This window comes from Tateyamaria armeniaca (genome assembly GCF_045797845.1).
Taxonomy (GTDB): domain Bacteria; phylum Pseudomonadota; class Alphaproteobacteria; order Rhodobacterales; family Rhodobacteraceae; genus Tateyamaria; species Tateyamaria armeniaca.
The window spans coordinates 661,708-687,295 of record NZ_JBHDIY010000002.1; the positions used below are offsets into that span (position 1 = coordinate 661,708).

General features: G+C 59.9%; 22 protein-coding genes and 2 pseudogenes. 12 read left to right on the forward strand and 12 right to left on the reverse strand.

All coding sequences use genetic code 11. The annotated features are described in order from the left end of the window. The first annotated feature begins 35 nt into the window (after window positions 1-35). Both trpS and ACERZ8_RS03320 read left to right on the forward strand, forming a co-directional pair. Window positions 36-1,055, forward strand: coding sequence for a tryptophan--tRNA ligase (gene trpS, locus ACERZ8_RS03315; protein WP_407590696.1), 1,020 nt, complete (start codon window positions 36-38; stop codon window positions 1,053-1,055). 170 nt (window positions 1,056-1,225) lie between these two features. Further along, window positions 1,226-1,999, forward strand: a complete 774-nt coding sequence (locus tag ACERZ8_RS03320; RefSeq protein WP_407590697.1) for a penicillin-binding transpeptidase domain-containing protein — start codon at window positions 1,226-1,228, stop codon at window positions 1,997-1,999. A 279-nt stretch (window positions 2,000-2,278) separates the two neighbouring features. Here ACERZ8_RS03320 and ACERZ8_RS03325 read toward each other — a convergent pair whose 3' ends face one another. Beyond that, window positions 2,279-3,421: a lytic murein transglycosylase gene (locus ACERZ8_RS03325; protein ID WP_407590698.1), complete on the reverse strand. Its 1,143-nt coding sequence runs from the start codon at window positions 3,419-3,421 to the stop codon at window positions 2,279-2,281. 181 nt (window positions 3,422-3,602) lie between these two features. Here ACERZ8_RS03325 and ACERZ8_RS03330 point away from each other — a divergent pair, with 181 nt between their 5' ends. From ACERZ8_RS03330 to ACERZ8_RS03345, 4 genes are all read left to right on the forward strand, one after another. Beyond that, window positions 3,603-4,088: a VOC family protein gene (locus ACERZ8_RS03330; RefSeq protein WP_407590699.1), complete on the forward strand. Its 486-nt coding sequence runs from the start codon at window positions 3,603-3,605 to the stop codon at window positions 4,086-4,088. Window positions 4,089-4,171: 83 nt separating this feature from the next. Next, window positions 4,172-5,278 (forward strand): class II histone deacetylase, encoded by a 1,107-nt coding sequence (locus ACERZ8_RS03335; RefSeq protein WP_407590700.1) that lies wholly within the window; start codon window positions 4,172-4,174, stop codon window positions 5,276-5,278. Between the two features lie 61 nt (window positions 5,279-5,339). Further along, window positions 5,340-5,918: a nitroreductase family protein gene (locus tag ACERZ8_RS03340; protein ID WP_407590701.1), complete on the forward strand. Its 579-nt coding sequence runs from the start codon at window positions 5,340-5,342 to the stop codon at window positions 5,916-5,918. Next, complete coding sequence (locus ACERZ8_RS03345) at window positions 5,915-6,604, forward strand: EI24 domain-containing protein (protein ID WP_407590702.1); 690 nt, start codon at window positions 5,915-5,917, stop codon at window positions 6,602-6,604. Before ACERZ8_RS03340 ends, ACERZ8_RS03345 begins: the two co-directional genes overlap by 4 nt. Here ACERZ8_RS03345 and ACERZ8_RS03350 read toward each other — a convergent pair. Both ACERZ8_RS03350 and mce read right to left on the reverse strand, forming a co-directional pair. After that, a complete protein-coding gene (locus ACERZ8_RS03350; RefSeq protein ID WP_407590704.1) occupies window positions 6,591-6,866 on the reverse strand; it encodes a DUF1467 family protein in 276 nt (91 codons plus the stop codon). The two genes, ACERZ8_RS03345 and ACERZ8_RS03350, sit on opposite strands and share 14 nt — an antisense overlap. After that, a complete protein-coding gene (mce, locus tag ACERZ8_RS03355) occupies window positions 6,866-7,270 on the reverse strand; it encodes a methylmalonyl-CoA epimerase (RefSeq protein WP_407590705.1) in 405 nt (134 codons plus the stop codon). The genes ACERZ8_RS03350 and mce overlap by 1 nt, the downstream gene beginning before the upstream one ends. A gap of 131 nt (window positions 7,271-7,401) precedes the next feature. Here mce and ACERZ8_RS03360 point away from each other — a divergent pair, with 131 nt between their 5' ends. Continuing rightward, window positions 7,402-8,121, forward strand: coding sequence for a response regulator (locus ACERZ8_RS03360; protein WP_407590706.1), 720 nt, complete (start codon window positions 7,402-7,404; stop codon window positions 8,119-8,121). A gap of 6 nt (window positions 8,122-8,127) precedes the next feature. Here the strand turns inward: ACERZ8_RS03360 and ACERZ8_RS03365 are convergent, their stop codons facing one another. The 5 genes and pseudogenes from ACERZ8_RS03365 to katG all read right to left on the reverse strand — a co-directional run bounded on the left by ACERZ8_RS03365 (window position 8,128) and on the right by katG (window position 15,765). Then, a complete protein-coding gene (locus ACERZ8_RS03365; protein WP_407590707.1) occupies window positions 8,128-8,853 on the reverse strand; it encodes a GNAT family N-acetyltransferase in 726 nt (241 codons plus the stop codon). A gap of 52 nt (window positions 8,854-8,905) precedes the next feature. After that, on the reverse strand, window positions 8,906-10,078 hold the full coding sequence (locus ACERZ8_RS03370) for a DUF1501 domain-containing protein (RefSeq protein ID WP_407590708.1): 1,173 nt from the start codon (window positions 10,076-10,078) through the stop codon (window positions 8,906-8,908). Window positions 10,079-10,088: 10 nt separating this feature from the next. Beyond that, entirely contained in the window at window positions 10,089-11,480 is a 1,392-nt protein-coding gene (locus ACERZ8_RS03375) for a DUF1800 domain-containing protein (RefSeq protein WP_407590709.1), read from the reverse strand. Between the two features lie 95 nt (window positions 11,481-11,575). Further along, window positions 11,576-13,425: pseudogene (aspS, locus tag ACERZ8_RS03380) on the reverse strand (aspartate--tRNA ligase). Window positions 13,426-13,590: 165 nt separating this feature from the next. Next, complete coding sequence (gene katG, locus ACERZ8_RS03385) at window positions 13,591-15,765, reverse strand: catalase/peroxidase HPI (RefSeq protein ID WP_407590710.1); 2,175 nt, start codon at window positions 15,763-15,765, stop codon at window positions 13,591-13,593. A 219-nt stretch (window positions 15,766-15,984) separates the two neighbouring features. Between katG and ACERZ8_RS03390 the strand changes: the two genes are divergently transcribed. The 5 genes and pseudogenes from ACERZ8_RS03390 to ACERZ8_RS03410 all read left to right on the forward strand — a co-directional run bounded on the left by ACERZ8_RS03390 (window position 15,985) and on the right by ACERZ8_RS03410 (window position 20,788). After that, window positions 15,985-16,875, forward strand: a complete 891-nt coding sequence (locus ACERZ8_RS03390; protein WP_407590711.1) for a hydrogen peroxide-inducible genes activator — start codon at window positions 15,985-15,987, stop codon at window positions 16,873-16,875. A 78-nt stretch (window positions 16,876-16,953) separates the two neighbouring features. Beyond that, window positions 16,954-17,658 (forward strand): ABC transporter permease, encoded by a 705-nt coding sequence (locus ACERZ8_RS03395; RefSeq protein ID WP_407590712.1) that lies wholly within the window; start codon window positions 16,954-16,956, stop codon window positions 17,656-17,658. Beyond that, window positions 17,652-18,365, forward strand: coding sequence for an ATP-binding cassette domain-containing protein (locus ACERZ8_RS03400; protein WP_407590714.1), 714 nt, complete (start codon window positions 17,652-17,654; stop codon window positions 18,363-18,365). Before ACERZ8_RS03395 ends, ACERZ8_RS03400 begins: the two co-directional genes overlap by 7 nt. Further along, on the forward strand, window positions 18,362-19,165 hold the full coding sequence (locus tag ACERZ8_RS03405; protein WP_407590715.1) for a substrate-binding domain-containing protein: 804 nt from the start codon (window positions 18,362-18,364) through the stop codon (window positions 19,163-19,165). The genes ACERZ8_RS03400 and ACERZ8_RS03405 overlap by 4 nt, the downstream gene beginning before the upstream one ends. 262 nt (window positions 19,166-19,427) lie before the next feature. Further along, window positions 19,428-20,788 (forward strand): annotated as a pseudogene (locus ACERZ8_RS03410) (IS66 family transposase). Between the two features lie 116 nt (window positions 20,789-20,904). Here ACERZ8_RS03410 and ACERZ8_RS03415 read toward each other — a convergent pair. The 4 genes from ACERZ8_RS03415 to ACERZ8_RS03430 all read right to left on the reverse strand — a co-directional run bounded on the left by ACERZ8_RS03415 (window position 20,905) and on the right by ACERZ8_RS03430 (window position 25,443). Next, entirely contained in the window at window positions 20,905-22,926 is a 2,022-nt protein-coding gene (locus ACERZ8_RS03415; RefSeq protein ID WP_407590716.1) for a hypothetical protein, read from the reverse strand. Next, window positions 22,923-23,807 (reverse strand): hypothetical protein, encoded by an 885-nt coding sequence (locus ACERZ8_RS03420; protein ID WP_407590718.1) that lies wholly within the window; start codon window positions 23,805-23,807, stop codon window positions 22,923-22,925. Before ACERZ8_RS03420 ends, ACERZ8_RS03415 begins: the two co-directional genes overlap by 4 nt. Window positions 23,808-24,124: 317 nt before the next feature. Then, window positions 24,125-24,502, reverse strand: coding sequence for a hypothetical protein (locus tag ACERZ8_RS03425; protein WP_407590719.1), 378 nt, complete (start codon window positions 24,500-24,502; stop codon window positions 24,125-24,127). Then, window positions 24,502-25,443 (reverse strand): hypothetical protein, encoded by a 942-nt coding sequence (locus ACERZ8_RS03430; protein WP_407590720.1) that lies wholly within the window; start codon window positions 25,441-25,443, stop codon window positions 24,502-24,504. The genes ACERZ8_RS03425 and ACERZ8_RS03430 overlap by 1 nt, the downstream gene beginning before the upstream one ends. Window positions 25,444-25,588: the final 145 nt, after the last annotated feature.

Sequence of the window (25,588 nt, forward strand, 5' to 3'; positions counted from 1 at the left end):
TAAGCCAGCGACGCAGATTTGCCCAGAGGAAGCCGATGTCAAATGCTACATTTACCCCCCGCGTTTTCTCGGGCATCCAGCCATCGGGCGGGCTGACGCTTGGCAATTACCTCGGCGCGATCAAACGGTTCGTGTCCATGCAGGACGAGGCATTCGAGACGATCTATTGCATGGTCGATCTGCACGCGATCACCGTGTGGCAGGACCCCGCCGCGTTGCGCCACAACACGCGCGAACTGGCCGCCGGGTATATCGCGGCGGGCATCGACGTCGAAAAATCCATCCTGATCAACCAGTCCCAAGTGCCCGAACATGCGCAATTGGCCTGGATCTTCAATTGTGTCGCCCGCATGGGCTGGATGCAGCGGATGACGCAATTCAAGGACAAGGCGGGCAAGAATGCCCAAAACGCCTCGCTGGGCCTGTTCGGCTATCCGGCGCTGATGGCCGCCGACATCCTGATCTATCATGCCACGCACGTGCCGGTGGGCGAGGATCAGAAACAGCACCTGGAATTGACGCGCGACATCGCGACCAAGTTCAACCATGACTACAAGGTCGATTTCTTTCCCATCACCGAACCGGTGATCGAAGGGGTGGCGACGCGCGTGATGTCCCTGCGCGACGGGTCCAAGAAGATGTCCAAGTCCGACCCCTCGGATGCCAGCCGCATCAACATGACGGACGATGCCGACACGATTGCGAAAAAGATCCGCAAGGCCAAAACCGACCCAGACGCCCTGCCGTCCGAGGCCAAGGGGCTCGAAAACCGCCCCGAGGCGCGCAACCTCGTCAACATCTACGCCGCGCTTGCCGAACTATCGGTCGATCAGGTGCTGGCCGAACACGGTGGCGCGCAATTCGGCACGTTCAAACCCGCGCTGGCCGATCTGGCCGTGGCCAAACTTGCGCCCATTTCAAGCGAAATGGCCCGCCTGATGGATGACGTGACCGAAATTGACCGCGTGCTGGCGCGGGGTGCCGCACAGGCGCGCGAGATTACGGCACCCATCCTGAAAAAGACCTACGACATCATCGGGATGGTCGGGGGCTGAGGTGGCGCAATCGCGCTCCGACCTGTTCAACATGTTCACAACCCTTGCAGTGCTTTCAAGGAAATGGAACGCGCGGTAGGTAAAGCGTAACAGGGGCAAAGATCAGCAGGATGCCAATCACTCCTCCAGCGTCACGGACAGCACTGTGCCTGTTGTCAGCCTGCACTTTGATGGGTGAGGGCCTCAGGGCGCAGGTCTCTGCCGAGGCGCTTGATATCGGGCACCTTGTTCAGGCGACGGGCAATGAGGTCGCAGACTCAACAATCATCGTCAAACGCCTATCAGACGGCCAGATTTGGGCAAGCAATCCTGTGCGCGCGCAACACCGGTTTTCCCCGGCCTCGACATCGAAGATTCCGCACACACTGATCGCTCTCGAAAGCGGGATAGCCACCCCCGCCACAGTATTTCGATGGGATGGCGTGCCCAGAGGGAATGCCAGGTGGAACCAGGACCATTCACTGGAATCGGCGTTCAAATACTCTGCCGTTTGGGTCTATCAGAACATTGCCCGGACGGCCGGGCCGGACATCATGTCCGAAGGATTGGCCAGTTTCGAATACGGCAACGGGAATACAGGCTCGATCGATCACATCACCACCTACTGGCTGGATGACACGCTCACGATATCTGCCAGCGAGCAAATTGAGTTTCTCTCGAAGCTGGCCCTTGAACAATTGCCGCTGTCCAAGGCCACTTATGCGGCTGCCAAGGACATCATGAAAAGCGATCAGAATGCCAATTGGGTGATGCGCTCCAAGACCGGCTGGCGCTACAGCGCCGACGGCATGGATATCGGCTGGTATGTCGGTTGGCTGGACTGTTCGGACGAGACCTTTGTCTTTGCCCTGAACATGGACATGCCAGACACAAGGTACCTCTCGAAACGCAAAGACATCACCTACTCAATTCTCCAGGACATTGGCGCGTTCAACTGCGATTGATGGCCAGTGGCCCTTCGTGCGTGCGCAATGGGTCAGGTTGAGATTGATCCCTTGCCGGACGGCGGGAAAACGGATGGTTCCGATCACTGCCTTGCACGCAATCACAGACCTTCAGGCGCAAAGGCAAAAGGCCATTGCCGGTCCTGAAACCTGTGCAGATCGCCACGTTCGGTGGGTATGGGGCAAACGCCGAGTTTCTGAACAGATGGTTAATCCGCCTCTGTAACCCATTGAAAAATCATGGCCCACCAAGTGTCCCAGCATGGGACATGCCTGAGCCTACCCACCCAAACTCCGCAACAAGCCCACAGACGGATCCCCCGTCGCCGGTTGCCCGATACTGGTCTGATAGGCCGAAATCGCCGACTGACTCTTTGGCCCGATCACCCCATCAGCCCCGCCCGTATCAAACCCCCGCGCCGTCAGGCGCTGTTGCAGGGCGATCCTGTCATCCTTGGTCAGTCCGAAACGATCCGGCGGGAAGCTACCGCGCAAGGGTCCGCCCCCCGCGATCCGATCCGCCAGATGACCCACCCCGATGGCATAGGAATCCGAATTGTTGTACCGCTTGATGGCGTTGAAATTGGACGTCACGCTGAACGACGGCCCGCCCGGTTGCGGCGTGATGGTCCGTCCCGGCCCGGCCCCTTCCGTGCCCCAGCGCACGCCTCTGGTCCAGCCATTGCGCGACAGGTAGGCGGCCGTCGAGGCCAGCGAATCCGTGGGATCATCCGACCAGATATCGCGCCGCCCGTCGCCGGTGAAATCGACCGCGAACGCCTGATAGGAGGTCGGAATGAACTGCGTGTGCCCCATCGCACCCGCCCATGATCCCTTGAGATTGGCCGCAGACACATCACCCGATTGCAGGATTTTCAGCGCCGCCACCAACTGCTTTTCAAAGAACGCACCGCGCCGCCCGTCAAAAGCCAGCGTGGAGGTGGCCGAGACAACAGGCACATTGCCGCGCCGCTCGCCAAAGAAACTCTCAAGCCCCCAGATCGCCGTCACGATCTCTGGCGCCACACCATATCGCTGCTCAACCGCGGCCAAGGTGGCGCGATGCCGGGCATAGGCGGCACGCCCCTTGGCAACGCGTTCATCCGAGGCGGCGATGGACAGGTAATCCTCAAGCGTGCGGGAAAACTCCACCTGATTGCGGTCGCGCTTGACCACTCCGGGCAAATACCCGGTGCCGCGAAACCCTGCCGACAGCGTGGCATCCGACAGCCCCTGCGCGCCCGCGCGCGCCCGAAACGCGCGCACCCACGCATCATAGGCTGCATTCGGTGCCGGGCGCAGATCGGGCGGTAGCGCACCACCGGTGGAATGGGCCACCGCAGCCGGGCCAACGCCCGTACTGCACGCGGCAAGGCCAAATGCGCCCATGCTCAACAGGGCGGTTCTACGGGTCAAGGTCATGGGTCTGCACGCCTCATTGCTTTTGATCAGCGTAGCGCGTCCGGATTCCAGCGCAAAGCATGTTCTGAACGTATCGGCGGCACATCGCATCCATGCACCCTTTCTGCGCGCACGCGCAGCTTGTTGGCGCAGGGCGGAACACCCTATCTTTTCACCAGCCTTACCAAACAAAAGGATCGCCATGCCCGCCAAAGTGCACCCCGACACCCGCGTCGGTCATATCCACCTCAAAGTCAGCGATCTTGAGCGTGCCATCCATTTTTACAGTGACGTGCTGGGGTTCAGCGTCACCCAGCGCTATGGGACGCAGGCCGCATTTCTCGGGGCGGGCGACTATCACCACCACATCGGACTGAACACGTGGCACTCGCGCGGGGCAGGCCCGGCACCCGAACGCGCCGCGGGCCTCTATCACGCAGCGTTTCTGTTTCCCGACCGGGCCTCGCTTGGGGTGGCGCTGCAAAGGGTGCTGGATCACGGCACCCCCTTGGATGGGGCCGCAGATCACGGTGTGTCCGAGGCCGTCTATATCCGTGACCCGGACGGCAACGGTATCGAACTGTACCGCGACCGCGCACCCGCCGACTGGCCACGTGACGCAAACGGTGCCCTCAAGATGGTCAATGACCCCCTCGACGTGCCCGCCCTTCTAGCCGAAGCGCGCTGAGCACATCCTTTGGCACAATCCTGCCCTGCGTTGCGTCCACCCCCGATTTCCGCCAGTTTGCGCGCAAGTATTGAGGGGCGAAGATGAGCACAGGATTTTACTGGGACGAGCGGACGATGTGGCACGCCGGGGGCAACTATGCCTTCACCGTGCCACTGGGCGGTCTTGTGCAACCCTTGGCCGCGGGCGGTCTGCCTGAAAGCCCGGAAACCAAACGGCGTCTCAAGAACCTGATGGACGTTACCGGGCTGACAGATGCGGTGTCGGTGTCGAGTGCCCTGCCCGCGACAATGGATCAGATCCTGGCTGTGCATAGCGCAGACTACATCATTGAGTTCAAAGCGATGTCCGACGCCCAAGGTGGTGAAATCGGCCACCACGCCCCGTTTGCGAAAGGAGGGTTCGAACTGGCGGCCCTGTCCGCCGGCCTTGCCACGCGGGCAGTTGCGGACGTTCTGGCAGGCACGCATCAAAACGCCTATGCGCTGTCACGCCCACCGGGCCACCACTGCCGTGCGGATGAACCCATGGGCTTCTGCCTGCTCGCCAATATCGCCATCGCGATTGAGGCCGCCAAGACCGCACAACCAGACCTCAAGATCGCCGTGCTCGATTGGGACGTCCATCACGGCAACGGCACTGAAAGCATCTTCTATGACCGCTCAGACGTGTTCACACTCTCCTTCCATCAAGAGGGGAACTATCCCCTCGACACCGGGGCATTGGAGGATCGCGGGAGTGGAGAAGGCGTCGGTTACAACCTCAACCTGCCTCTGCCCGCAGGTACGGGCCACACCGCCTATCTGCACGCCATCGACCGGGTCGCCGTTCCGGCCATTGAAGCGTTCAAACCTGACCTGATCATCGTTGCCTGCGGCCTTGATGCCTGTGCCATCGACCCCCTCGCGCGGATGCTGGCCACCGCTGACACCTTTCGTCAGATGACGCTGAAGATCAAAGGGTTGGCGGACCGTATCTGCGACGGCAAACTGGTTCTGGTGCACGAGGGCGGCTATTCCGAAGTCTACGTGCCCTTCTGTGGCCACGCCGCGATCGAAGCGCTGTCTGGCAGTGCCATCACCGCGCCCGACCCGATGGAACGCGCGCTGACCTCGCGCCAGCCGGGTCCGCGTCTTGGCGCCTTCCTGATCAGCGAAATTGACCGCATGGCGTTGGAATTGGGCCTCTAACCCCTTGACGACACGCGGCTTAGCCCCGACATGGGGAAAGACATGTAAAAAGGCGTAACATATGCCCACACCCAACCCCGCCGCGCTCGACTTCCTGCTGACGCGCCGCTCGCGCCCGGCCAAGACACTGGCAGAACCCGTGCCTGATCGCGCAACACTCGAAACGCTGCTTCGGGCAGCAACGCGCACGCCCGATCATGGCAAGCTGGAGCCTTGGCGATTCATCGTGTTGGGTAAAGGGGCAATGCCCCGTCTGGCAGAGGCGGTACAAACTCGGGGCGAAGCGATTGGCCTTGATCCGGAACAGATCACAAAGGGGCGCAGCCAGTTTGATCAGGGGCACCTCGCCGTTGCCGTGATCGAAGTGCACAAACCGTCTGAAAAGATACCCGCGCTGGAACAGACCTATTCCGCCGGGGCCGTCTGTCTGGCCCTGCTGAACGCAGCACTGGCGGCCGGTTGGGGGGCCAATTGGCTGAGCGGATGGCCAAGCCACGACCGCGAATTTATGCAAGCCGACCTTGGGCTTGCCGACCACGAGCGCATTGCCGGGCTGATTCATATCGGCACCGAAACCAGCGCGCCGCCGGACCGCCCTCGCCCTGACCTCAGCACCATCACCGAATGGGTCGACGCATGATCCTGTCTTCTTTCTTTTCCGCCCTTGGCCAGATCGGCGACGCCCGCTTTCGCCGCGTCCTTTTGCTGGGTCTGGCACTGACCATCGCCCTGCTGATCGGGGCAACGTCCGGCTTTGTCTGGCTGATCGGATCGCTCACATCCGACAGCATGAACGTCCCGTGGGTCGGCGAAATCACTTGGCTGGATGATGTGATCAGCTGGGGGTCGTTCTTTCTTTTCTTTGTGCTGTCGATCTTTCTGATGATGCCTGTGGCCTCAGCCATCACCTCGATGTTTCTGGAAGAAGTGGCCGCCGCCGTCGAAGACCGTCACTACCCCAACCTGCCCCCCGCGATCAAAGTGTCCTTTGGCGATGCACTGGTCGACACGGTCAACTTTCTGGGCGTGCTGATCGGGGCCAACATCCCGGCACTGATCCTTTACGTGATGTTCCCGCCCTCGGCGATCTTCATCTTCTGGGGGCTGAACGGGTTTTTGCTGGGGCGCGAATACTTCACCCTCGCAGCCATGCGTCGCGTGGGGCGCACGCAGGCAAAAGAACTGCGCAGCGCCCATTCCGGCACCATCTGGCTGGCCGGCACGTTGATGGCAATCCCACTGTCGATCCCGCTGGTGAACCTGCTGATCCCGATCATCGGGGCCGCCACATTCACCCATCTTTATCACAAGATTACAAAGGCTTGAGTGCCCGATCAAACCAACTCATATCGCTGAGGGTGATCCATCCCGACAGGATGATGCCCGCGATGATGCACCACAACACAGCCGCCACGCCGGTCACGATCCACGCCTTGCGCTTGATGTTGTGAACCTGCGGAGCCCCTGCATGGGTGCCCGGCTCGATCTTGCCCAGATCGCCTTGCGTCTGCACCTTGATCGGCAGCGCGATCAGGAAGCACATCCACCAGATCACAGCATAAAGAACGAGGGCCGAGGTGATGCCCATCAGACCTGCTCCAATTCGGTCAGGGTGCCGTTCATATCCTTGGGATGCAGGAACAACACGGGCTTGCCGTGTGCTCCGATCTTGGGCTCGCCATCGCCCAGAACCCGCAGTCCGCTGGCCTTCAGGTGGTCGCGCGCCGCGATGATATCCTCTACCTCGTAACAGACATGGTGAATGCCGCCCGACGGATTCTTTTCCAGAAATCCGTTGATCGGGCTGTCATCGCCCAGCGGGTAGAGCAATTCAATTTTTGTGTTGGGCAGCTGGATAAAGACAACGGTCACACCGTGGTCCGGTTCATCCTGTGGCGCCCCGACATCAGCGCCCAGCGCAGTGCGGTACTGGTCGGCGGCGGCCTCAAGGTCAGGCACGGCAATGGCAACGTGATTCAGGCGACCGATCATGCGATGCTCCTAAAATGGGGTGGTTTGGCGCCCTTATCGCCAAGCTGCGGATGCCTTGCAAGGGTGGCGTTAACTCGCTGTTAGGCAACGGCACGTAACGATGAGTCGCAATAGCTGCTTGGAGAACGAAAATGGATACGACAGACCCGTTTGCGCCGAACTACCCTGCACCAACTGCCATGCGTCCGCTGCTTGGGCTGACAGTGCTGGTCATCGAAGACAGCCGATTTGCATGCGAGGCGTTGCGCCTGCTGTGTTTGCGCAGCGGGGCGCGTATCCGGCGTGCCGATACGCTGCGTGCGGCCCGGCGGCACCTGCAGGTCTATCGACCATCAGTTGCGATTGTCGACGTGGGCCTGCCGGACGGCAACGGGACGGACCTGATCCGCGAACTGGCCCCCTCCAACCAGCGCCCCGACGTCATCCTTGGCCTGTCCGGCGATGTCGACAGTGAGGCATTGGTGATGGAGGCTGGCGCTGACGGCTACTTAAGCAAGCCCATCGTGTCCCTCGCGGAATTCCAGGACCAGATCCTGTCGCATCTGCCGCATGAACGTCATCCCGCGGGCCCCCGCTCTGTTCCCAAGGAGATCGTGGAACCCGATCCCATCGCCTATCGCGATGACATGGCCCACGTGGCCGACGTTATGGAAGGCGCCAGTGACACTCGCACGCTTGACTACATCGCGCAGTTTCTTGGTGGCGTTGCACGCAGCGCGGATGATCGCGAGCTTGCCCACGCAACCGAACTGCTGGCCGCGAAACGGGCGCGCGGCGATTCAGCCGCGTCCGAGGCTGCGACCGTGGCAGGGCTGGTCCAACGCAGGCTCACCGAAAAAATCGCAATCTGACCCGGGTCAGGTCACCAGCGACGGGTCCTCGGCGGTGCGCACCAATTGCGTCAGATCAGACAGCCGTTCTATCTGCGCGCCATCAGCCGTGAAATTCGCCGGGTCCAGCCAGACGCGAAATGCCTCTTTCAATGCGGGCCATTCTGCGTCGATGGCGGCAAACCAAGCGGTGTCCCGATTGCGCCCCTTCACGACAGCGGCCTGACGAAACACACCTTCGTAACTCAGGCCCAGACGTTGTGCGGCGCGCCGCGACCCTTGGTTCAGCGCATCGCATTTCCATTCAAAGCGGCGATACCCGGCGTCAAAGCTCCACGCCATCATCAGATACAGCGCTTCGGTCGCGGCGCGGGTTTGCTGCAAGGCCGGGCTGAAATTGATGTGGCCAACCTCGATACTGCCCGCCGCCGGAGAGATGCGCAGGAAACTCGCAACCCCCTCATAGGCGTCCGTGATCTTGTTCCGGATCGCGTAGAATTCAACGGTGCTGTCTTCTTCGGTTTCACGAATCCAGCGATGATACTGCGACGAAGACGAAAAAGGACCGTAAGGTAGATAAGCCCAGACGTGATCCTGCCCCACATAGGCCCGATAAAGCAAAGCGGCATGCTGATCAGCGACCAGCGGCTCCAACCGGCAATAGGCCCCCTCCAACACCAGCGTGTCGCCCGGTGCGGGCGGGGGTGTCCAATCGGGGACGGGATCGTGATGCGGGCGATAAAGCGTAAACATACCGGGACGTTAGGCGCAGTGCTGCATGACGCCAAGCGAATTCACGCAAGCCCTAGAGCAACAGACCGAAATCCCGCCCCAGATCGAGGCCGGGAAACACCGTCCCTTCGAGGGTCGCGCGATCAACCCCGGTCAGGCCGCGCATGATCCATGCCGCGTGAGCGCGCACATCACCAGTCGGCATCAGGTCTCTGTCCTGATAGAGATTGCCTTCGGCCAGGCCGGGCCAGTCGCCGAAAACACGCCCTCCTCGCACCGCGCCGCCTGCCAAAACCATGAGGCCACCGGTGCCATGATCCGTGCCTTGCGTCCCGTTCTGGCGCACCGTGCGCCCAAACTCGGTCATCGCAACCACTGCCGTCTTGTCCCAGATATCACTTTGCAAGCGCGCCTGCAGCGTCAACAGAGTCTCGGACAACCGCCCCAACGCATTGCCCAATCCCCGTTTCTGAACATTGTGCGTGTCCCACCCGTTCAGCGAAAAGGCGGCAATGCGCGACTCCCGAGACAGTTGCAGTGCCGCGAATTCGGCAATCTCGACATGATCAGGCGATCTTTTCGTTTTGGTGCGATCCCCCACAGCCGCCAAAATCCGCGCCTCTGACAAGGCGGCATGCATCGCCGGGTCGGATTCCGTCACGAGATCAAGCAACCGCTCGGCCTGCGGGCTCAACTCCAACTCGGCATCGGGCGCCCAGTTGGCGACGTCCGCCGCTCCTGTCAGCAAGCGCATGTTCTCGCGCCCGATGGCATAGGCGGTCTGCCCCGTCACACCGGGCACAGTCTGCAACATTCGGTTCAACCATCCGTCGCGTGCGCCCGACAGGCTGGCTGTCCCGGCCTCAAGCAGATCCTGACCGTCAAAATGGCTGCGCTTGTTGCGGTATGGGGTCGAGACCGCGTGCACAAAGGCCAGATCGCCGGCCCGCCACATCGGCATCAACGCACCAAGACCCGGATGCAGCGCAAAATACCCATCCAGATCGTGCGCGCCCGCCTCCGGCCCACCGGACAGAGTCGCGCGCAGCGCAGCAAACGCCGGATCGCCGTAGGGCTGCACGACGTCCAGCCCGTCCATCCCGCCACGCAGAATAATCACGACCAGACGGGTGTCCCACGGAGCAGCGGCAAAGCTGAGCGGGGTCAGCAGCGGGCTGGCCGCCAGCGAACAGCCCACAACACCAGAGCGGAGCAGGAAATCACGACGGGACAAGGGCGCAGGCATGATCAGGCTCCTATCGGCGTTGAAAGGCGGGCGACATCAGCACAATGCCAATCGCCTCGGCCTTGCTTTCAGCGGCCTTGGCGGCAAAGCGCACCGGTTCATCGGCAAAGGCGCCCAGCGCTGTGTCCACAAACACACGCGGGTCTGGCAGCGGTTGGATCATGCGTTGGGGCATACGCATCGCCCATGTCACGCGGGCGGCGATCCCTTGCGGGGTGATCCAGTCTGCGTCGTTTTCGGACCACCCGTCCGGGCCAAGGGGCTGTTCCCACTTCTGTCCCATCGTTGCCAGCGGCGTCAGAATACCCTTGATGATCTGCCCCGGTTTGACGTCGGCAATTGCCTCTCTGGACGGTGCAAGCGCGCGGATGGACGAGGCGACAAAGTCAATCGGTGGCTTGTAGTTGTTCAATTCGCGCTGCCAGCATGACGGATGATCCAGCAGCGTTTCATAAAGCGGCAAAAGGGCGCCATCATGCGCCAGATAGGTCGCCTCAAGCGCATCAACCAAGGCACCGTCCGGATCGTCAGAGGTGAAATGCACCGCCAGTTTTGAGGCGATATGACGTGCCGTGGCCGGATGCGCGGCCAGATCAGCAAGGGCCGCGCGCACAGATGAATCATCGCCCCGGTCTTCGTAAGACTGCCCCAGAACAGTCTCCGCGCCCGGTTCGATGAATGCCTCGCGAAACTGATACCCCGTCTTGGCCTGAAAGGTCATGCCCGTGAACAGTTCAGCCAGTTGCGTGACATCCTCTTGGGTGTAGGGCCCCCCGACACCCAGCGTGTGCAGCTCCAGAACTTCGCGCGCCAGATTTTCGTTCAGGCCAGACGGTTTGCGTTCGCCCCGCCGCAGCGCCAGCTTGCTTTGCGGCCCCATCGATCGCGCCTGATCAAGGTAAACCAGCATCACCGGATGCATCACCGCAGATTGCAACAAGTCAGCAAAACGCAAAGAGATTGCCGGACGGATTGCATCGTCAACATAAGGCGTTGCCGCCTGTTTGAAGATACCGGTATTACCACGCGCGGTGAAATGATCCGCCCAAAACGCAACGATCCGCTCGCGAAAGGCAGTTTGGGTGAAACTGCGTCGCAACATCGCGTGACCGGCCCACCCGATCCACGCGCGCCGGGCGTTTTTGTTCAGTTGCTGGCGTTTTTGCCTGGCCACCTGTTCCTGCGCGGTCCCACGATGTTCGCGCTGCTCGACCCGGGCGGCCTGAACTGCGACGACACGGTCAAGGAATGTGCGGAACGCTTCGGTCGGAAACTGCGCTGCCATGTCATCCGGCCCGGTGAGGCCCGCCAACATCTCGGCGGCATCTCGCGGCGGCGCTATGACCGGCGACAGGCCATACCCGAACCGAATTTCAGCCAGTTGAGGGTCAAAGGAACGCATATACACTGCCCGGCAAGTTGCCCGATCCGATGGCTCAACTTACCACAGACCACAGACCGGTGCACATCGCGGTCGCGCGATTTGCGAACTACCGCTTAGTCCTGCGGAATGACGCGCAGGCCCAGTTCCATCAGCTGATCGCTGGTCGGTTCCGAGGGCGCGTTCATCATCAGGTCTTCGGCGCGCTGGTTCATCGGGAACAGGATCACCTCGCGGATGTTCTGCTCACCCGCCAGCAGCATGACGATCCGGTCGATACCGGCGGCACAGCCCCCGTGGGGCGGCGCGCCGTATTGGAACGCGTTGACCATACCGCCAAAGCGTTTGCGCACTTCGGCCTCGTCATAGCCTGCAATCTCAAACGCCTTGAACATGATTTCCGGGCGGTGGTTCCGGATCGCGCCGGACACCAGTTCATAGCCGTTGCACGCCAGATCATACTGGTACCCAAGCACGTCCAATGGATCGCCCTGCAACGCCTCCATCCCGCCTTGGGGCATGGAAAACGGGTTGTGTTCAAAGTCGATTCTGCCGGTTTCCTCGTCCTTCTCGTAGATCGGGAAATCGACAATCCACACAAAGGCATAACGATCTTCATCCGTCAGGCCCAATTCGGCCCCGATCACATTGCGCGCCCGTCCGGCGATCGCCTCGAACGCCTTGGGCTTGCCGCCAAGAAAGAACGCCGCATCACCGACATCAAGGCCCAGTTGCTGGCGGATCGCTTCGGTGCGTTCGGGGCCGATGTTTTTGGCCAGCGGTCCTGCCGCTTCCATGCCACCTTCAACCTCACCGGATTTCAGCTTGGCCTGGGCCTCTTTCACCGGGATGCCCAGTTCCTGCGCCACGGCATCTGCGGTCTTTTCGCGCCAAAAGATGTATCCCATCCCCGGCAGACCTTCCTTTTGGGCATAGGCGTTCATTCGGTCACAGAACTTGCGGCTGCCACCCGTGGGCGCTGGGATTGCGCGGATTTCGGTGCCGTCCTGCTCCAGCAGCTTTGCGAAAATCGCAAAGCCGGAATCGCGGAAGTGGTCAGAGACCACTTGCATTTTGATCGGGTTGCGCAGGTCTGGCTTGTCCGATCCGTACCAAAGTGCGGCATCGCGGTAGCTGATCTGCTCCCACGTCTCGTCCACTTTCTTGCCGCCGCCGAATTCTTCGAACACGCCCGTCAGCACGGGCTGGATCGTGTCAAACACGTCCTGCTGGGTGACAAAGCTCATCTCAAGGTCAAGCTGGTAAAAATCGGTGGGCGAGCGATCTGCTCGGGGTCTTCGTCGCGGAAACAGGGCGCGATCTGGAAATACTTGTCAAAACCCGACACCATCAACAGTTGCTTGAACTGCTGGGGGGCCTGCGGCAGCGCATAGAACTTGCCCGGATGCAGGCGTGATGGCACTAGAAAATCGCGCGCACCCTCGGGCGAGGACGCGGTGATGATCGGCGTCTGATACTCGCGAAACTCCTGATCCCACATGCGCTTGCGGATAGACGCGACAACATCGCTGCGCAGCTTCATGTTGGCCTGCATCTTTTCACGGCGCAGATCGAGATAGCGATAAGACAGCCGGGTTTCCTCGGGGTACTCCTGATCGCCAAACACCATCAGGGGCAACTCATCCGACGCGCCCAGCACTTCGAGGTCGCGCACGAACACTTCGATTTCACCTGTCGGGATCTTGGCGTTGATCAGGGACGCATCGCGCGCCTTCACCTCACCGTCGATGCGAATGCACCATTCGCTGCGCACCTTTTCCACCTCGTTGAACACGGGGCTGTCCGGGTCGCACAGCACCTGCGTGATGCCGTAATGGTCGCGCAGGTCGATGAACAAGACACCACCGTGATCGCGCACCCGATGCACCCAGCCCGACAGGCGCACAGTATCGCCCACATTGGCCGAGGTCAGCGCGGCGCAGGTGTGAGAGCGGTATGCATGCATGGTCAGGGATCCCTTCGGGGGTGTTCAAGATATCGGCGCAGGTACACCGCCCGCGCGGTGGAAAGTCAAGGCGGCAAAGCCCTTGGTCGCCCTTGTTTTCGGTGCGCAGACGCAAAAACGCGGGACAATGCCTGCCCCGCGTTTCATTTTCATTTTGGTTCAGGCTCAGGCCAGATCAAAGCGATCCGCGTTCATCACCTTGGTCCAGGCCGCGACAAAGTCACGAACGAACTTTTCGGCATTGTCGTCCTGGGCGTAGACTTCGGCATAGGCCCGCAGGACCGAGTTTGAGCCGAACACGAGGTCCGCGCTTGTCGCGGTGAACTTGGTTTCACCCGTCGCGCGGTCGCAGATCTCGTAGATGTCGTCCGGGCCGGGTTTCCACTCATACGACATGTCGGTCAGCGTCGTGAAAAAGTCTTGGGTCAACTGCCCCACCCGGTCGGTAAAGACGCCATGCGCCGTGCCACCATGGTTTGTGCCCAGAACACGCATCCCACCCAGCAGCACAGTTGCCTCGGCACCCGTCAGGTCCAGCAATTGCGCACGATCAAGGAACATGTCCTCACGGCTCTTGCGGGCATCTTTGGAATGCCAGTTGCGGAACCCGTCCGAAATCGGTTCCAGCACGTCAAAGCTGTCGACATCCGTCATCTCTTCGGTCGCGTCCCCACGCCCGGGGCTGAACGGCACTTCGATGTCGTACCCCGCGGACTTGGCTGCCGCTTCGATTCCCATGTTGCCTGCCAGCACAATGATGTCCGCCAGCGATACGCCGGTTTCTGCGGCAATCGGCTCCAGCTTTTTGAACACGCCGTCCAGACGTTCGCGCTCATTGCCTTCCCAGTCGCGCTGTGGTGCCAGACGGATGCGCGCGCCATTGGCCCCGCCGCGTTTGTCTGACGCACGGTATGTGCGCGCACTGTCCCAGGCCGTCGTGATCATGTCGGACTGGCTGATACCGGCGTCTGCGATCTTGGCCTTTACTGCGGCCACGTCGTAGTCGGTCTTGCCCGCAGGGATCGGGTCTTGCCAGATCAGGTCCTCAGCCGGAACGTCGGGGCCGATATAGTTGGCCTTGGGCCCCATGTCGCGGTGGGTCAGCTTGAACCATGCACGCGCAAACGTGTCGCGGAAATAGGCCTCGTCCGCCATGAACTTTTCGCAGATTTCGCGGTAGATCGGGTCGACCTTCATCGCCATATCCGCGTCCGTCATCATCGGCATACGGCGCACGGACGGGTCAGAGGCGTCGACCGGCATATCCTCTTCCTTGATGTCGATGGGTTCCCACTGGTTTGCACCGGCGGGCGATTTGGTCAGTTGCCATTCATAGCCGAACAGCAGCTTGAAATAGCCCATGTCGAACTTGGTCGGTTCGGTTGTCCACGCACCTTCAATACCCGACGTGATCAGCGAAGCGGCCAAGTCCGTCTGGCTCGGGTTGCCCCAGCCAAAGCCCTGCGCCTCGACGCCCGCACCTTCCGGCTCGGCCCCAAGCGCACCCGCATCACCATTGCCGTGTGCCTTGCCGACTGTGTGACCACCCGCAGCCAAAGCCGCAGTTTCTTCGTCATTCATGGCCATGCGGGCAAAGGTTTCGCGCACGTGCAGCGCGGTTTTCGCCGGATCAGGGATGCCGTTCACACCTTCGGGATTCACATAGATCAAACCCATATGCGTCGCCGCCAGCGGGTTGGACATGGTCGACGTGTCCTCAAGATCCTCATACCGGTTCTCGGACGGGGCAAGCCATTCGTCCTCTTCACCCCAGTTGATGTCGATCTCGGGCGCCCAGATATCGGCGCGGCCAAAGCCAAAGCCAAAGGTTTTGAGCCCCATGGATTCATAGGCGATGTTGCCTGACAGCAGCATCAGATCAGCCCATGAAATCGCATTGCCGTACTTCTTTTTAATCGGCCACAACAGGCGGCGGGCTTTGTCGAGGCTGGCATTGTCCGGCCACGAGTTCAGGGGCGCAAAGCGCTGGTTTCCGGTCGCACCGCCCCCGCGTCCGTCAAAGTGGCGATAGGTCCCTGCCGCGTGCCATGCCAGCCGGATCATCAGACCACCGTAATGGCCCCAGTCTGCTGGCCACCATGGCTGGCTGTCGGTCATCAGTGCATGCAGGTCAGCCTTGATCGCGTCGTAATCGAGGCCCTTGACCGCTTCGCGATAGTCAAAATCGGGGTCCATCGGATTGTTGGTCTTGCCGTGTTGGTGCAGCACATCGACTTTCAACGCATTGGGCCACCAGTCTTCATTCGTGCGCCCACCAAAGCTGGTCGTAAGGCTTGCGCCATGCATCACTGGGCATTTGCCGATATCGTTGCCGTCCATGTGTCTCTCCGATCAAATGTTATCTGTGCGCGACGTAAGGCAGGTCTGGAACGATTCTAGTCTTGCGCCGCGATTTGTTTCTTTAGGCCATGAAAGGGGTTTGGGTGCCATAGGATTCGGGCATCCCGGTGTCTCCCCCACCATGAATTGATCACAACTTACCAAGTCACAACCATTAGTTTAAGTTGCATTTCTTTATCGCGGTCATAGTTTGAGTTTATGAACAATCTCACCCTCCGCCACCTGCGCTATTTCGATGCCCTCGCCCGCGAAGGGCATTTTGGGCGTGCCGCCGAACGCTGCGCCGTCTCGCAACCGGCCCTGTCCGTGCAGATCAGGGATCTTGAGGAAAGCCTGGGCTTTGCCCTGTTTGAACGCGGGCCGCGACAGGTACGACTGACCGCGCGCGGCGACGCCTTTCGCATACGGGCCAGCGACATCCTGCGCGCAGTCGCGGATCTGGGCGAATGGGCAGAGACGGCGCGCGGCGGCGGGTTCGAGCGTCTGCGCCTTGGCGTGATCCCGACCATCGCCCCCTACCTGCTGCCCCGGTTCATCAGCGATGTGACCCAAGCCCATCCCGACATCGACTTGCATATACGCGAAACCGTGACGCCCCGCCTGATCGCGGAATTGCTCGAAGGGCGGCTTGATGCGGCCATCGTGGCCCTGCCCGTGGATGAACCGAGCCTTACCGAGTTGCCATTGTTTCACGAGGATATGGTCCTTGTCCGCCCCGAAGCCGACGCAGGCGCACCGCCCGTGCCTGCCGACGCGCTTGAGGACATGCGCCTTTTGCTGCTTGAAGAGGGGCACTGTTTTCGCGATCAGGCCCTGTCCTTTTGCAACATCAACCCATCCCGGCCACGCGACGGACTTGATGGCAGTTCCCTGTCCACGCTTGTGCAAATGGTGGGGGCAGGCATTGGCGTCACGTTGATCCCGGATATGGCGGTCGGCGTCGAAACCCGCTCGGCCCCGGTGTGCATCACGCGTTTTCGGACGCCGCCCCCGTCACGGACAGTCGGCCTTGTCTGGCGCAAGACCAACCCCATGGCCGATGCCCTTGCCCGGATCGGCGATATCGTGAAGGGCGCGGCACAGGGCTGAGCCCTCTTTGCACTGCCGACGAGACACGCTAAGCCGACTTTGAAACCAGCGGATCACGACGACAATGACGCGCCACACATGACAGAGATTTGGGAGGGGCTGCGCGCCGCCTTTTGGCTGATCGTCAGCCTTGATGCGGATCTGGTCGAGATCACGTTGCGCTCGTTGCATGTCAGCCTGACGGCGCTGGCCGTTGCCTGCCTGATCGCGCTGCCTGTGGGTACGTGGCTGGCGGTGCGCCGGTTCAAGTACCGCCGCGCAGCCATTGCAACCCTCAATGCGTTCATGGGCCTGCCGCCCGTCGTCGTCGGTCTGATCGTCTACCTGCTGCTCTCGCGTGGCGGGCCATTTGGTGTCTTGGGGCTGCTTTTTACCCCGACCGCAATGATCATCGCACAGGTGATCATCATCACCCCGCTGATCATGTCGATCACCCATCAGGCCATGCGCGAATTATGGGCCGAATACCACGATCTGCTGATCTCACTGAACACCACGCCGGGTCAGCGGGTCAGAACGCTGCTGTGGGACGGACGGCGCGCATTGCTGACGGCGGCACTGGCCGGATTCGGACGCGCCATTGGCGAGGTCGGCGCGATCATCATCGTGGGCGGCAACATTGATCACGCGACCCGCGTTCTGACCACTGCCATCGCGCTGGAAACCTCCAAAGGGGACTTCGCTTTGGCCCTGGGCCTCGGCTTTGTCCTGATCGCGCTGTCGCTGGTGGTGAACTACGCCACCCACGCGCTGTCCCAAACGGAACGGAGCGGGCGATGGTAGACAACCTGTTCCCGCTTGAGGTCACGGACCTCACGATCAAACGGCGCGGCAAGACGTTGCTGGGGCCGGTGAACCACACGTTCGAAGGCACTGGTCTGACCATGGTGATCGGGCCAAACGGGGCGGGCAAGACGACACTGCTCAAGGCGCTGCACGGGATCGAACGCATTTCATCCGGCGACGTCACATGGTCCGCTGCCGATGCCATCGTGCGGGCGCGACAGGCCTACGTGTTCCAGACTCCGACCATGTTGCGCCGGTCCGTGCGCGACAACCTCGCCTATCCGCTCAAACTGGTCGGCACGCCCCGCGCCGAGATTGAGGCGCAGTGCAAAGCGTGGGCTGCGCATATCGGCCTGACAGACGCGCTTGACCGCCCCGCCCCGCGTCTGTCGGGGGGCGAGCGGCAAAAACTGGCCCTCGCCCGTGCGCTGATCCGCAGGCCCGAAGTCCTGTTCCTTGATGAGCCTTGCGCGAACCTCGACGGGCAGGCCACCTCCGAGATCGAAGCCCTTCTGCTGAACGCGCTGCAACAGGGCACGCGGATCATCATGACCAGCCATAACGTCGGCCAGATCAAACGACTAGCCAGCGACATCGTGTTTCTGCTGTACGGACAAGCACACGAGGTGGGGGACGCCGAACGGCTGGATCAGCCCGAAACACCCGAACTCGCCGCCTTTCTGAAAGGGGACATCATCCGATGATGCGCCTTGCCGCTCTGATTGCCCTGTTCTGGACTGCCTGCGCGCAGGCCGAAACCCTCAGGCTGGCCGTCACAACGTCCTTTCACAACTCGGGCCTGTCCGACATCCTGTTGCCCGCGATTGAACAGGACACAGGCATCGACGTCCAGTTGCTGGTCGTGGGCACAGGGCAGGCATTGCGCCTTGGGCGCGCAGGCGATGTGGACGCCATTCTGGTGCACTCGAAAGCCGCCGAAGAGGCTTTTGTCGACGAAGGTCACGGCACCCATCGCACCGAGATCATGTACAATGACTTCGTGTTCGTCGGGCCCACACAAGACCCTGCAGACATCGCCAATGCCGACAGCGCCGCGCAGGTGATGACAGCCATCGCAAGGACGCAAAGCGCGTTCGTCAGCCGCGGTGATGACAGCGGCACACACCGCAAGGAACGCGCGCTGTGGCAAGCGGCCGGGGTGACGCCGGACGATCTTGGCGCATGGTATCTCGAAGTTGGCGCGGGCATGGGCGCCAGCCTCAACACTGCCGCGGGCCTCAATGCCTATATCCTCGCTGATCGCGCAAGCTGGTTGAATTTCGCCAACAAGGCAGAGCTGGCCATGCTGTTTTCCGGCGATCCATCCCTGTTCAACCAATACAGTTTCCTGCCCGTGAACCCCGAACGCCATCCGCACGTGAAATCCGGCGCGGTGGCGACGCTGGAAACGTGGCTGACAAGCCAACGTGCGGCGGCCCTGATCAACGGGTACATGATTGATGGACAAGCTCTTTTTGTCTTCAACGCAGGCGTCACCGACTAGATCTTCGTCGACATCAATCCGCTGCATCGCCTTCGCTCAAACCTGGACAGACTCCACATCATTGCAATCACCCTGACCCCAAACGAACAACGCCCCGCAGAAATATCTGCGGGGCGTTCGTTGTCAGTGGTTGCGGGAGGGCGCAACAGACGATTCCTGCGGCTAGCAGAGAGCGCGGTTCCGCGGCTTGTAGCGTAAAGCCATAGCCGGGTCTAAGGTCTCAACAGTGGTTTTGCACAACCACACCGCTAGGAGACTGGCTATGACCGCCACCTATTCTACCGCTTCGATCGTGCTGGTCGCCATCGACATTTCCAAACACCGCCATGAAGTGCTGATCGGCATCCCTGGCAAGAAGCACCGCCGACGTGTGACGGTGATGAACACGCTGAAAGGCTTCCAGCGCCTGTCTGCGAACATCGCCAGCTACGATCTGCTGGTGCGGATCGGATTCGAGGCAACTGGCAACTAACATCGGACGCTCGCGCACCATCTTGGCCAAGCCGGATTCGAACTGAAGCTCATCTCCTCTGTCGGCCTAGCCCGAACGCGCGAGGCTCTGCACAACAGCTGGGAAAAGAACGACCCGAAGGATGCCCAGGTCATTCTGCATATGCTGGAGATCGGCGCCGTACAGTTCTTCCAAGATCCGCTGGTGACCGGAACAGCCGACATCCAGGAACTGTCGAAGACCCACGAGATCGTTTCGCGCTCGAAGACCGAGCTTTGTCGAATACAGCCGCACGACAGAGTCTCCGCTCGGCCAGGAGATGATCGACCGCCTCGCACAACTACAGCATCGAGGACGAAATCCGCGGCAAGGATCCTGCAACCCGGATCGTGGTACGTCAGGAACTGTCCAGACCTATCGTCGAGGCGCTGCGCCCCCGGCTCGAGGCGCAACTCGAAATGTTGCCGTCCAATTCCGACCTTGCCCGGCACATCAGATACGGCCTCAAGCGCTGGCAGGGCCTGACCCGGTTCCTGGACGACGGGCGGATCGAGATGGATACAAACGCTGTTGAGAACGCAATTCGTCCGATTCCTCTTACAAGAACAAATGCTCTATTTGCGGGTTCCGATAACGGTGCGGTCACCTGGGCCCGCATGGCATCGCTGGTCGGCACATGTAAGCTAAACGGGATCAATCCGCAGGCTTATCTCGAACATGTCCTCGAGAAAATACTCGGCGGGCAAATGCAGGGCGATATCCACGAACTCATGCCTTGGAACTTCACCGCATAGTCAAGTCACAACTGGCACGGTGATCAGCCGACGCTTACGCATCATCGACAGTTCCTGAAGTTCTGCGGCATGGACCTCGCCACGATGCAATCGGGCATGTTCCGTGGCCAGAGCCGCATATCGAAATATGGCAACGCCCGGTTGCAGCGCACTCTTTGGATGGTCGACCATACCGCGGTTCTCAAGCCGACCAACAGCTTCCGGGACAAGTTCGAGCGCTACATCTCCAAGGATCGACACAACGCGCATCAGCGTCGCAAGGCCTATACGGCGATCGCGGCGAAGATGGCGCGCACCGTACACGCCGTGGTCAAGCATGGCGAACCCTATCGCCCCTTCTTCGAGGGGGTGAGCCCAGGCGGAAGGACCTCTCTCTGAAGAGCCGTGGAGGCAGCTTGCTGACGTTGTAGATAATGTTCGGGCCTTCTGCTTGGGATTTGGGACCTCGTATTGAGGACGGTGAGGGCCGCCATCGCGCGTACCCTTTGTGTGTGCTATGGAGCGCGCAGACCAATGCTATTGCCAATGACTGTGATAACGGTCGCCGCAAGCAGGAGACCCAGCAAGGCATGAATTACAAAATAGGCTCGCACCCATGCTTGGTGCCGAAATCTAAGCTTCTTGTGAGCATCGTTTATTGTGACAAGCGGTATAAGCCTGTCAAAGCTAAACACGACAGCATCGAACCAGATCCAAGCAATTAGCTCCCGCTTCCACTTTCGTCTGATCTTATCTCGGCGTTGCGCAAGTGAAACTTGACGCAGCCTAGGAACAATCTGGCGGTACAGGAAGTACCGGCCTTCTAGGGACAGCCGCGCCACAACGGCTCCAAACAAAACGGCGACCAAGGCAACCCAAAGAGTGCGATTGGGCATTAGCCCGTAGCCCCCCAGTCGCTCGGCGATTTCCCGCAAGACGCGGCGAGCAGACCATCCCAAGGCATCAGTCTGCGTCTTCGCCCTTTCGAACTCCAGAGCCGAAGCTTCCGTCACCAAGCCATTGCTACGAAGCGTTTCAGCAAAGACCCTCAGAGCAACGCTCTTTTGATCGTCGATCCCGATGCTATCGACGAGGAATCCGATCCTTGTAACCAGTCTGGATGTTTGGTCGCCAGCATCATGGAAATCCAGAGAACCGACCGAAACGGCTGACAACCGGGTATCTGACGGAAGCTTGGTAGTTTGTGACACAGTAAGGCGCGGCGTGGCGAAACCCGTCAGGTCGAGAATCTGATTGGTGTTGGGAAAAGTCGTGTCTCCGTGAATGTCGGAGGCCAACGCCAGTTTTACTCCAGCATGCGTCTCTGATAAATCGAGGATGGTTGCCGAGAGTCCGCTGACGTCGACAGTATCTGTGACACGCATATTGTTCAGGCAAAGCCGCCCAGTCGCGATCGAGGGATGACGCACTTTAGCGACCTCTATCGAGTTCACTTCAATCGATTCGCCGATGTTCGCGCCTGCGAAAGAAACAAAGTCCGTCACGTACCGGAAGGCAACGTCGATTGAGCATGTATCTCTGTTGGATGCTGCGCCAAGATTGGATGCTTTCACCTCCACGTTTCGAGCAATCAAGTCACGAAAGTCGGCAGCTGGGAGCGAAGCAGAATGAAACCGCAGGAGGTCGACCTCCAGTCCTAGCGCACTGATTGCTCCGTCGACGCGCAGGGCATCGCCATAGAGCTCCGACGCAATGACTGCGCGCCAGAGCTCGACATTGTTGGCGAAAAAGACGTTGGGGTAACCCTCAATCGGTTCATTTGAAGATAAGTCATACTTTTCGTCAATCCATGAGCGCGTCCGATTGTATATGTCCGATGATTGGCGGGATCGGGCCAGCGCGAGGACCTGCATTTCACCATCAGCGAAAGACGCATGGCCAAAGACGGCCTCGGTTACGCCAACGGTTCCGCCTACTCGAATACCTGAGGCAATCAGACCTCCGAAACGGCTAAATTGTAACTCCAGATCATTCGCAACGTGCAATCCCTGTGCGAGAATTAGCCCCTCCCGGGTTTCTCCACTGCCGGCAAGTACGAGGTTGCTTGTCAGAAAAAGGTTTCCACCGAAAACGGAGTTTCTTAAGCCCATGTTGCCGCAGAACACGCTGCCGGAGATCGTAAGTGAGTAGGGGAATCGGGGAGGCGCATTGAACGCTCCAACAACAGTTAGGCCCGACAGAGAAACCGCGTCTTGCGGAACATTCACATCTTCCCGTGCGAGGTGATCCAACAAGGCTGTCAGATCCACACCCAATATCCCACCTGTGGGTTTGGCTGGGCAAAGTCCTCGCGGGACCTCGGCAATAGCCGTTCCAATGTGTTCCTGCGGGACAAGCGCGGCAGCAAGGGCCGCATTGTCCTGCGTGCCTGTTGCCGATCCATCGGCCAAGATATCGATACAAAGCCACTGTGCCGCCGGACTCGAAAGTTCCTCGCATTCAGCTGCCGATGCAGGTGTTGGCAATACACCCTGCAGCGCCACGCCAAGGCAAACCCAAGTCAAGACACGGATCATCGCAAGTCAATGGTACCAAAGGACTGGAAGCTAATTTCGTTTTCGATCATCCCGTCCCATCGCTGGCTTCCGGAGCACTCACCTAGGACTGTTTCGGCCCATATTATAGGCATGTCTCCACTAGTGGATTCTAAGAGAACGTCGCCTCCATGAACCCCATTGGCTTGAGTCCAATCCACTTCAGAGAAGCTGTGGTTCGCGTCGAAATGACTCATTAATTCGGCGGCGTCTTCGGTCGGCGCACCAGAGTAAAGAACATATCCGTCGAAGAACATATCGGACCGGTCGGCGGCCCATGGCTTTATTGTGGATACTCCAGATTCGGATTGACCGATTGCGCTCAGTTGTTCAACAGCCATCCTTACCGCCTGTGAGTAATCATAGCCGACGCGCGACCCGTCATAACTGCTACCGATGGAGCTGTAGACGTCTGCGACAGCAATTTGATCTTGCGAACGGACGGCGATTGCTAATTTCACGTTATCAGGTTGGTTGAGTTCGGATGTCCAATCGTAGTCATCCGCCTGATTAACAAACACCATAAACGTGGTCGGTTGCCCCTGTTCGGCCAGACTGTTCAGAGCTTCGTTCATGGACTGCAAGTCGGGTGTGTCGTACGATTGGATTACGACAAGAGAGTCTGCGGCAAGCTGGATCCTATCTGACAGGTCGTACCCGTTGGACTGTTCAATCGTGACAGGTGATCGAAACTGCGTGTATGCAGAAGCTACGTCGTTTAACACAGCGGCATTTTGGGTATCTACGATAACGGCTGTCTGTGCCCGCAAAGATGTCCCGGCAGCGAGAGCCAGAACCACCACCAAAACCAAGGTTGAAGTTGCCGCCTCCGAGCGCAGCGCCTCAATGTTCTTCAAAATCATGACTGCCTCCAATTTATTGCCAATTTCAAGGTGCAGACCACCTCAGCTTCCGTCAAGTTGCTTTGGCAGGTCACTGTGTTCGGGTCTCAACCGCAAATCATGAATCCAAGTAGTTTTCGATTTTCGAAGCGCTTCGAGATGCTTTTCACACCCAAGCCCGCGGCCGTCGGGGCAAATCGTCAGGCGACAGATCAAGTTATTTTGTTTCGCCACACATCCGTCTTCCAGAAATCTCGATTTGTACTCAGACATTTGGTTCTCCTTCTTGCGATTGAGGCCCTATCAACTCACTCGGAGACGATCCCGGCTGCGCGGGCTCAAGCGGCGAAAATCCGCGCAAGATCGGTGATGATTTTCGTCACGAGCGAAACGGTGACGAGTGCTTCATTCACCTTGTTCAGGTTTCGCGTGGCCTTGGCTGCGGCGTCCCGCGCGGCCTTCAAATCACGAAGTGCGACCGCAGTACCCTTGGCGGAACGCAGATACGCGTCTTCGGTATCAGCGAGAACGACAATATTCTTGGCAACCTCGCGGCGCTTTGCAATCACTTCCTCAAGGCGTGCCTCCTCCGCAGAGGTGCGGGACTTCTTTCGTTTGAGCGCGAGTTCCTCGGCTCGAATCGGTCGGAGCTGTTTCAAGAGCGCGCTATGCAGCGTTCGGAAATAGCCGCGGCTTTTATTGTCGTGACTAGGCATTAGGATTGGTCCTCTTCTGCGATGGCGACACGAATGTCAGCCACTTCCTTGGTTGCGTCGCGAAGTTGCGCGAGCGAGGCGGGCCCAAGCAGTTTTTCGGCCATCGCGCGATGGGCGAGACGAAACGAAATGAGGCCTGCCTCAAGCGACTGTTTTCGGCCAATTTCAACGCGGTCAGTTGTCCTTTTAAGCGCGTCAAGGGCAGCCTGGTATTCTGCGGGGTTGCCGGAGGCGCGCGTGTCCTCGACCCGGTCCGCGGCGGCGCTGATTTCAGCCAAACCGCCGGCGCGGGGCGCATCACCGCTTTCTCGCAAGAAGGCGATCATGGTGAGAACTCCGAGTTCAACCGCCTCGTCACCGGAACGGACAGCTTTCCGCAGGGCATTGTTTCGCGCCTGCTCAGCTGCGAATTCGAAGATTATCGGTACCGACGTCGACCGCTTCTGGAGTCCTGCATTGGCATCCGAGTCCAGAATACCGGGCGCCGTTTTCGACAGGGTATCGAGATCCGCAAAGAGCTGTTGGGTGTTGGCAGCGATTTTTCCCGGCGTATCGCTCGCAGCTAACTGCGCGACGCTCTTGAGATAAAGCTTCATGCTCTCCAGGATCGCGCGCGCGTTGCGATACCGAATAAGGTCCGAGTCGGGCGTGAACGCTTCTTCCAGTGCGCAAGGTTCCGAAGTGAATTCGTTGTTGCCGATGAGATAGCAAGCTTCACTTGGCTCATAGACGTACTCACCTGCACGAATAAGCGCGTCGACCTGCTGCGCCAGAGCGCGCGCTTCGCCGGCCGCCAGCACCTTGTCCATCGGCATATCCACCGCCTGAAGCGCCTTTTGGCTGACGCCGATCTCTGTTTTCACATCCGGCACAGCGCAGGCGTTCAGACAAATGATGGACAGAATGCAGAGTGACGTAGCACTCGCCGGTTTCATAGTCATGGGTTGCTCCTGTTTCTTTTGATTGGATTCAGGTGGGAAGCGCCCGCGGACCGGCCCAGCCCCAAACGCCGCTGCTGTCGGCTGGCGCATGGAGCAGGGCAAGTCTCACGCTACGCCTTGCTCACCTTGACCACCTGCTCGGTTG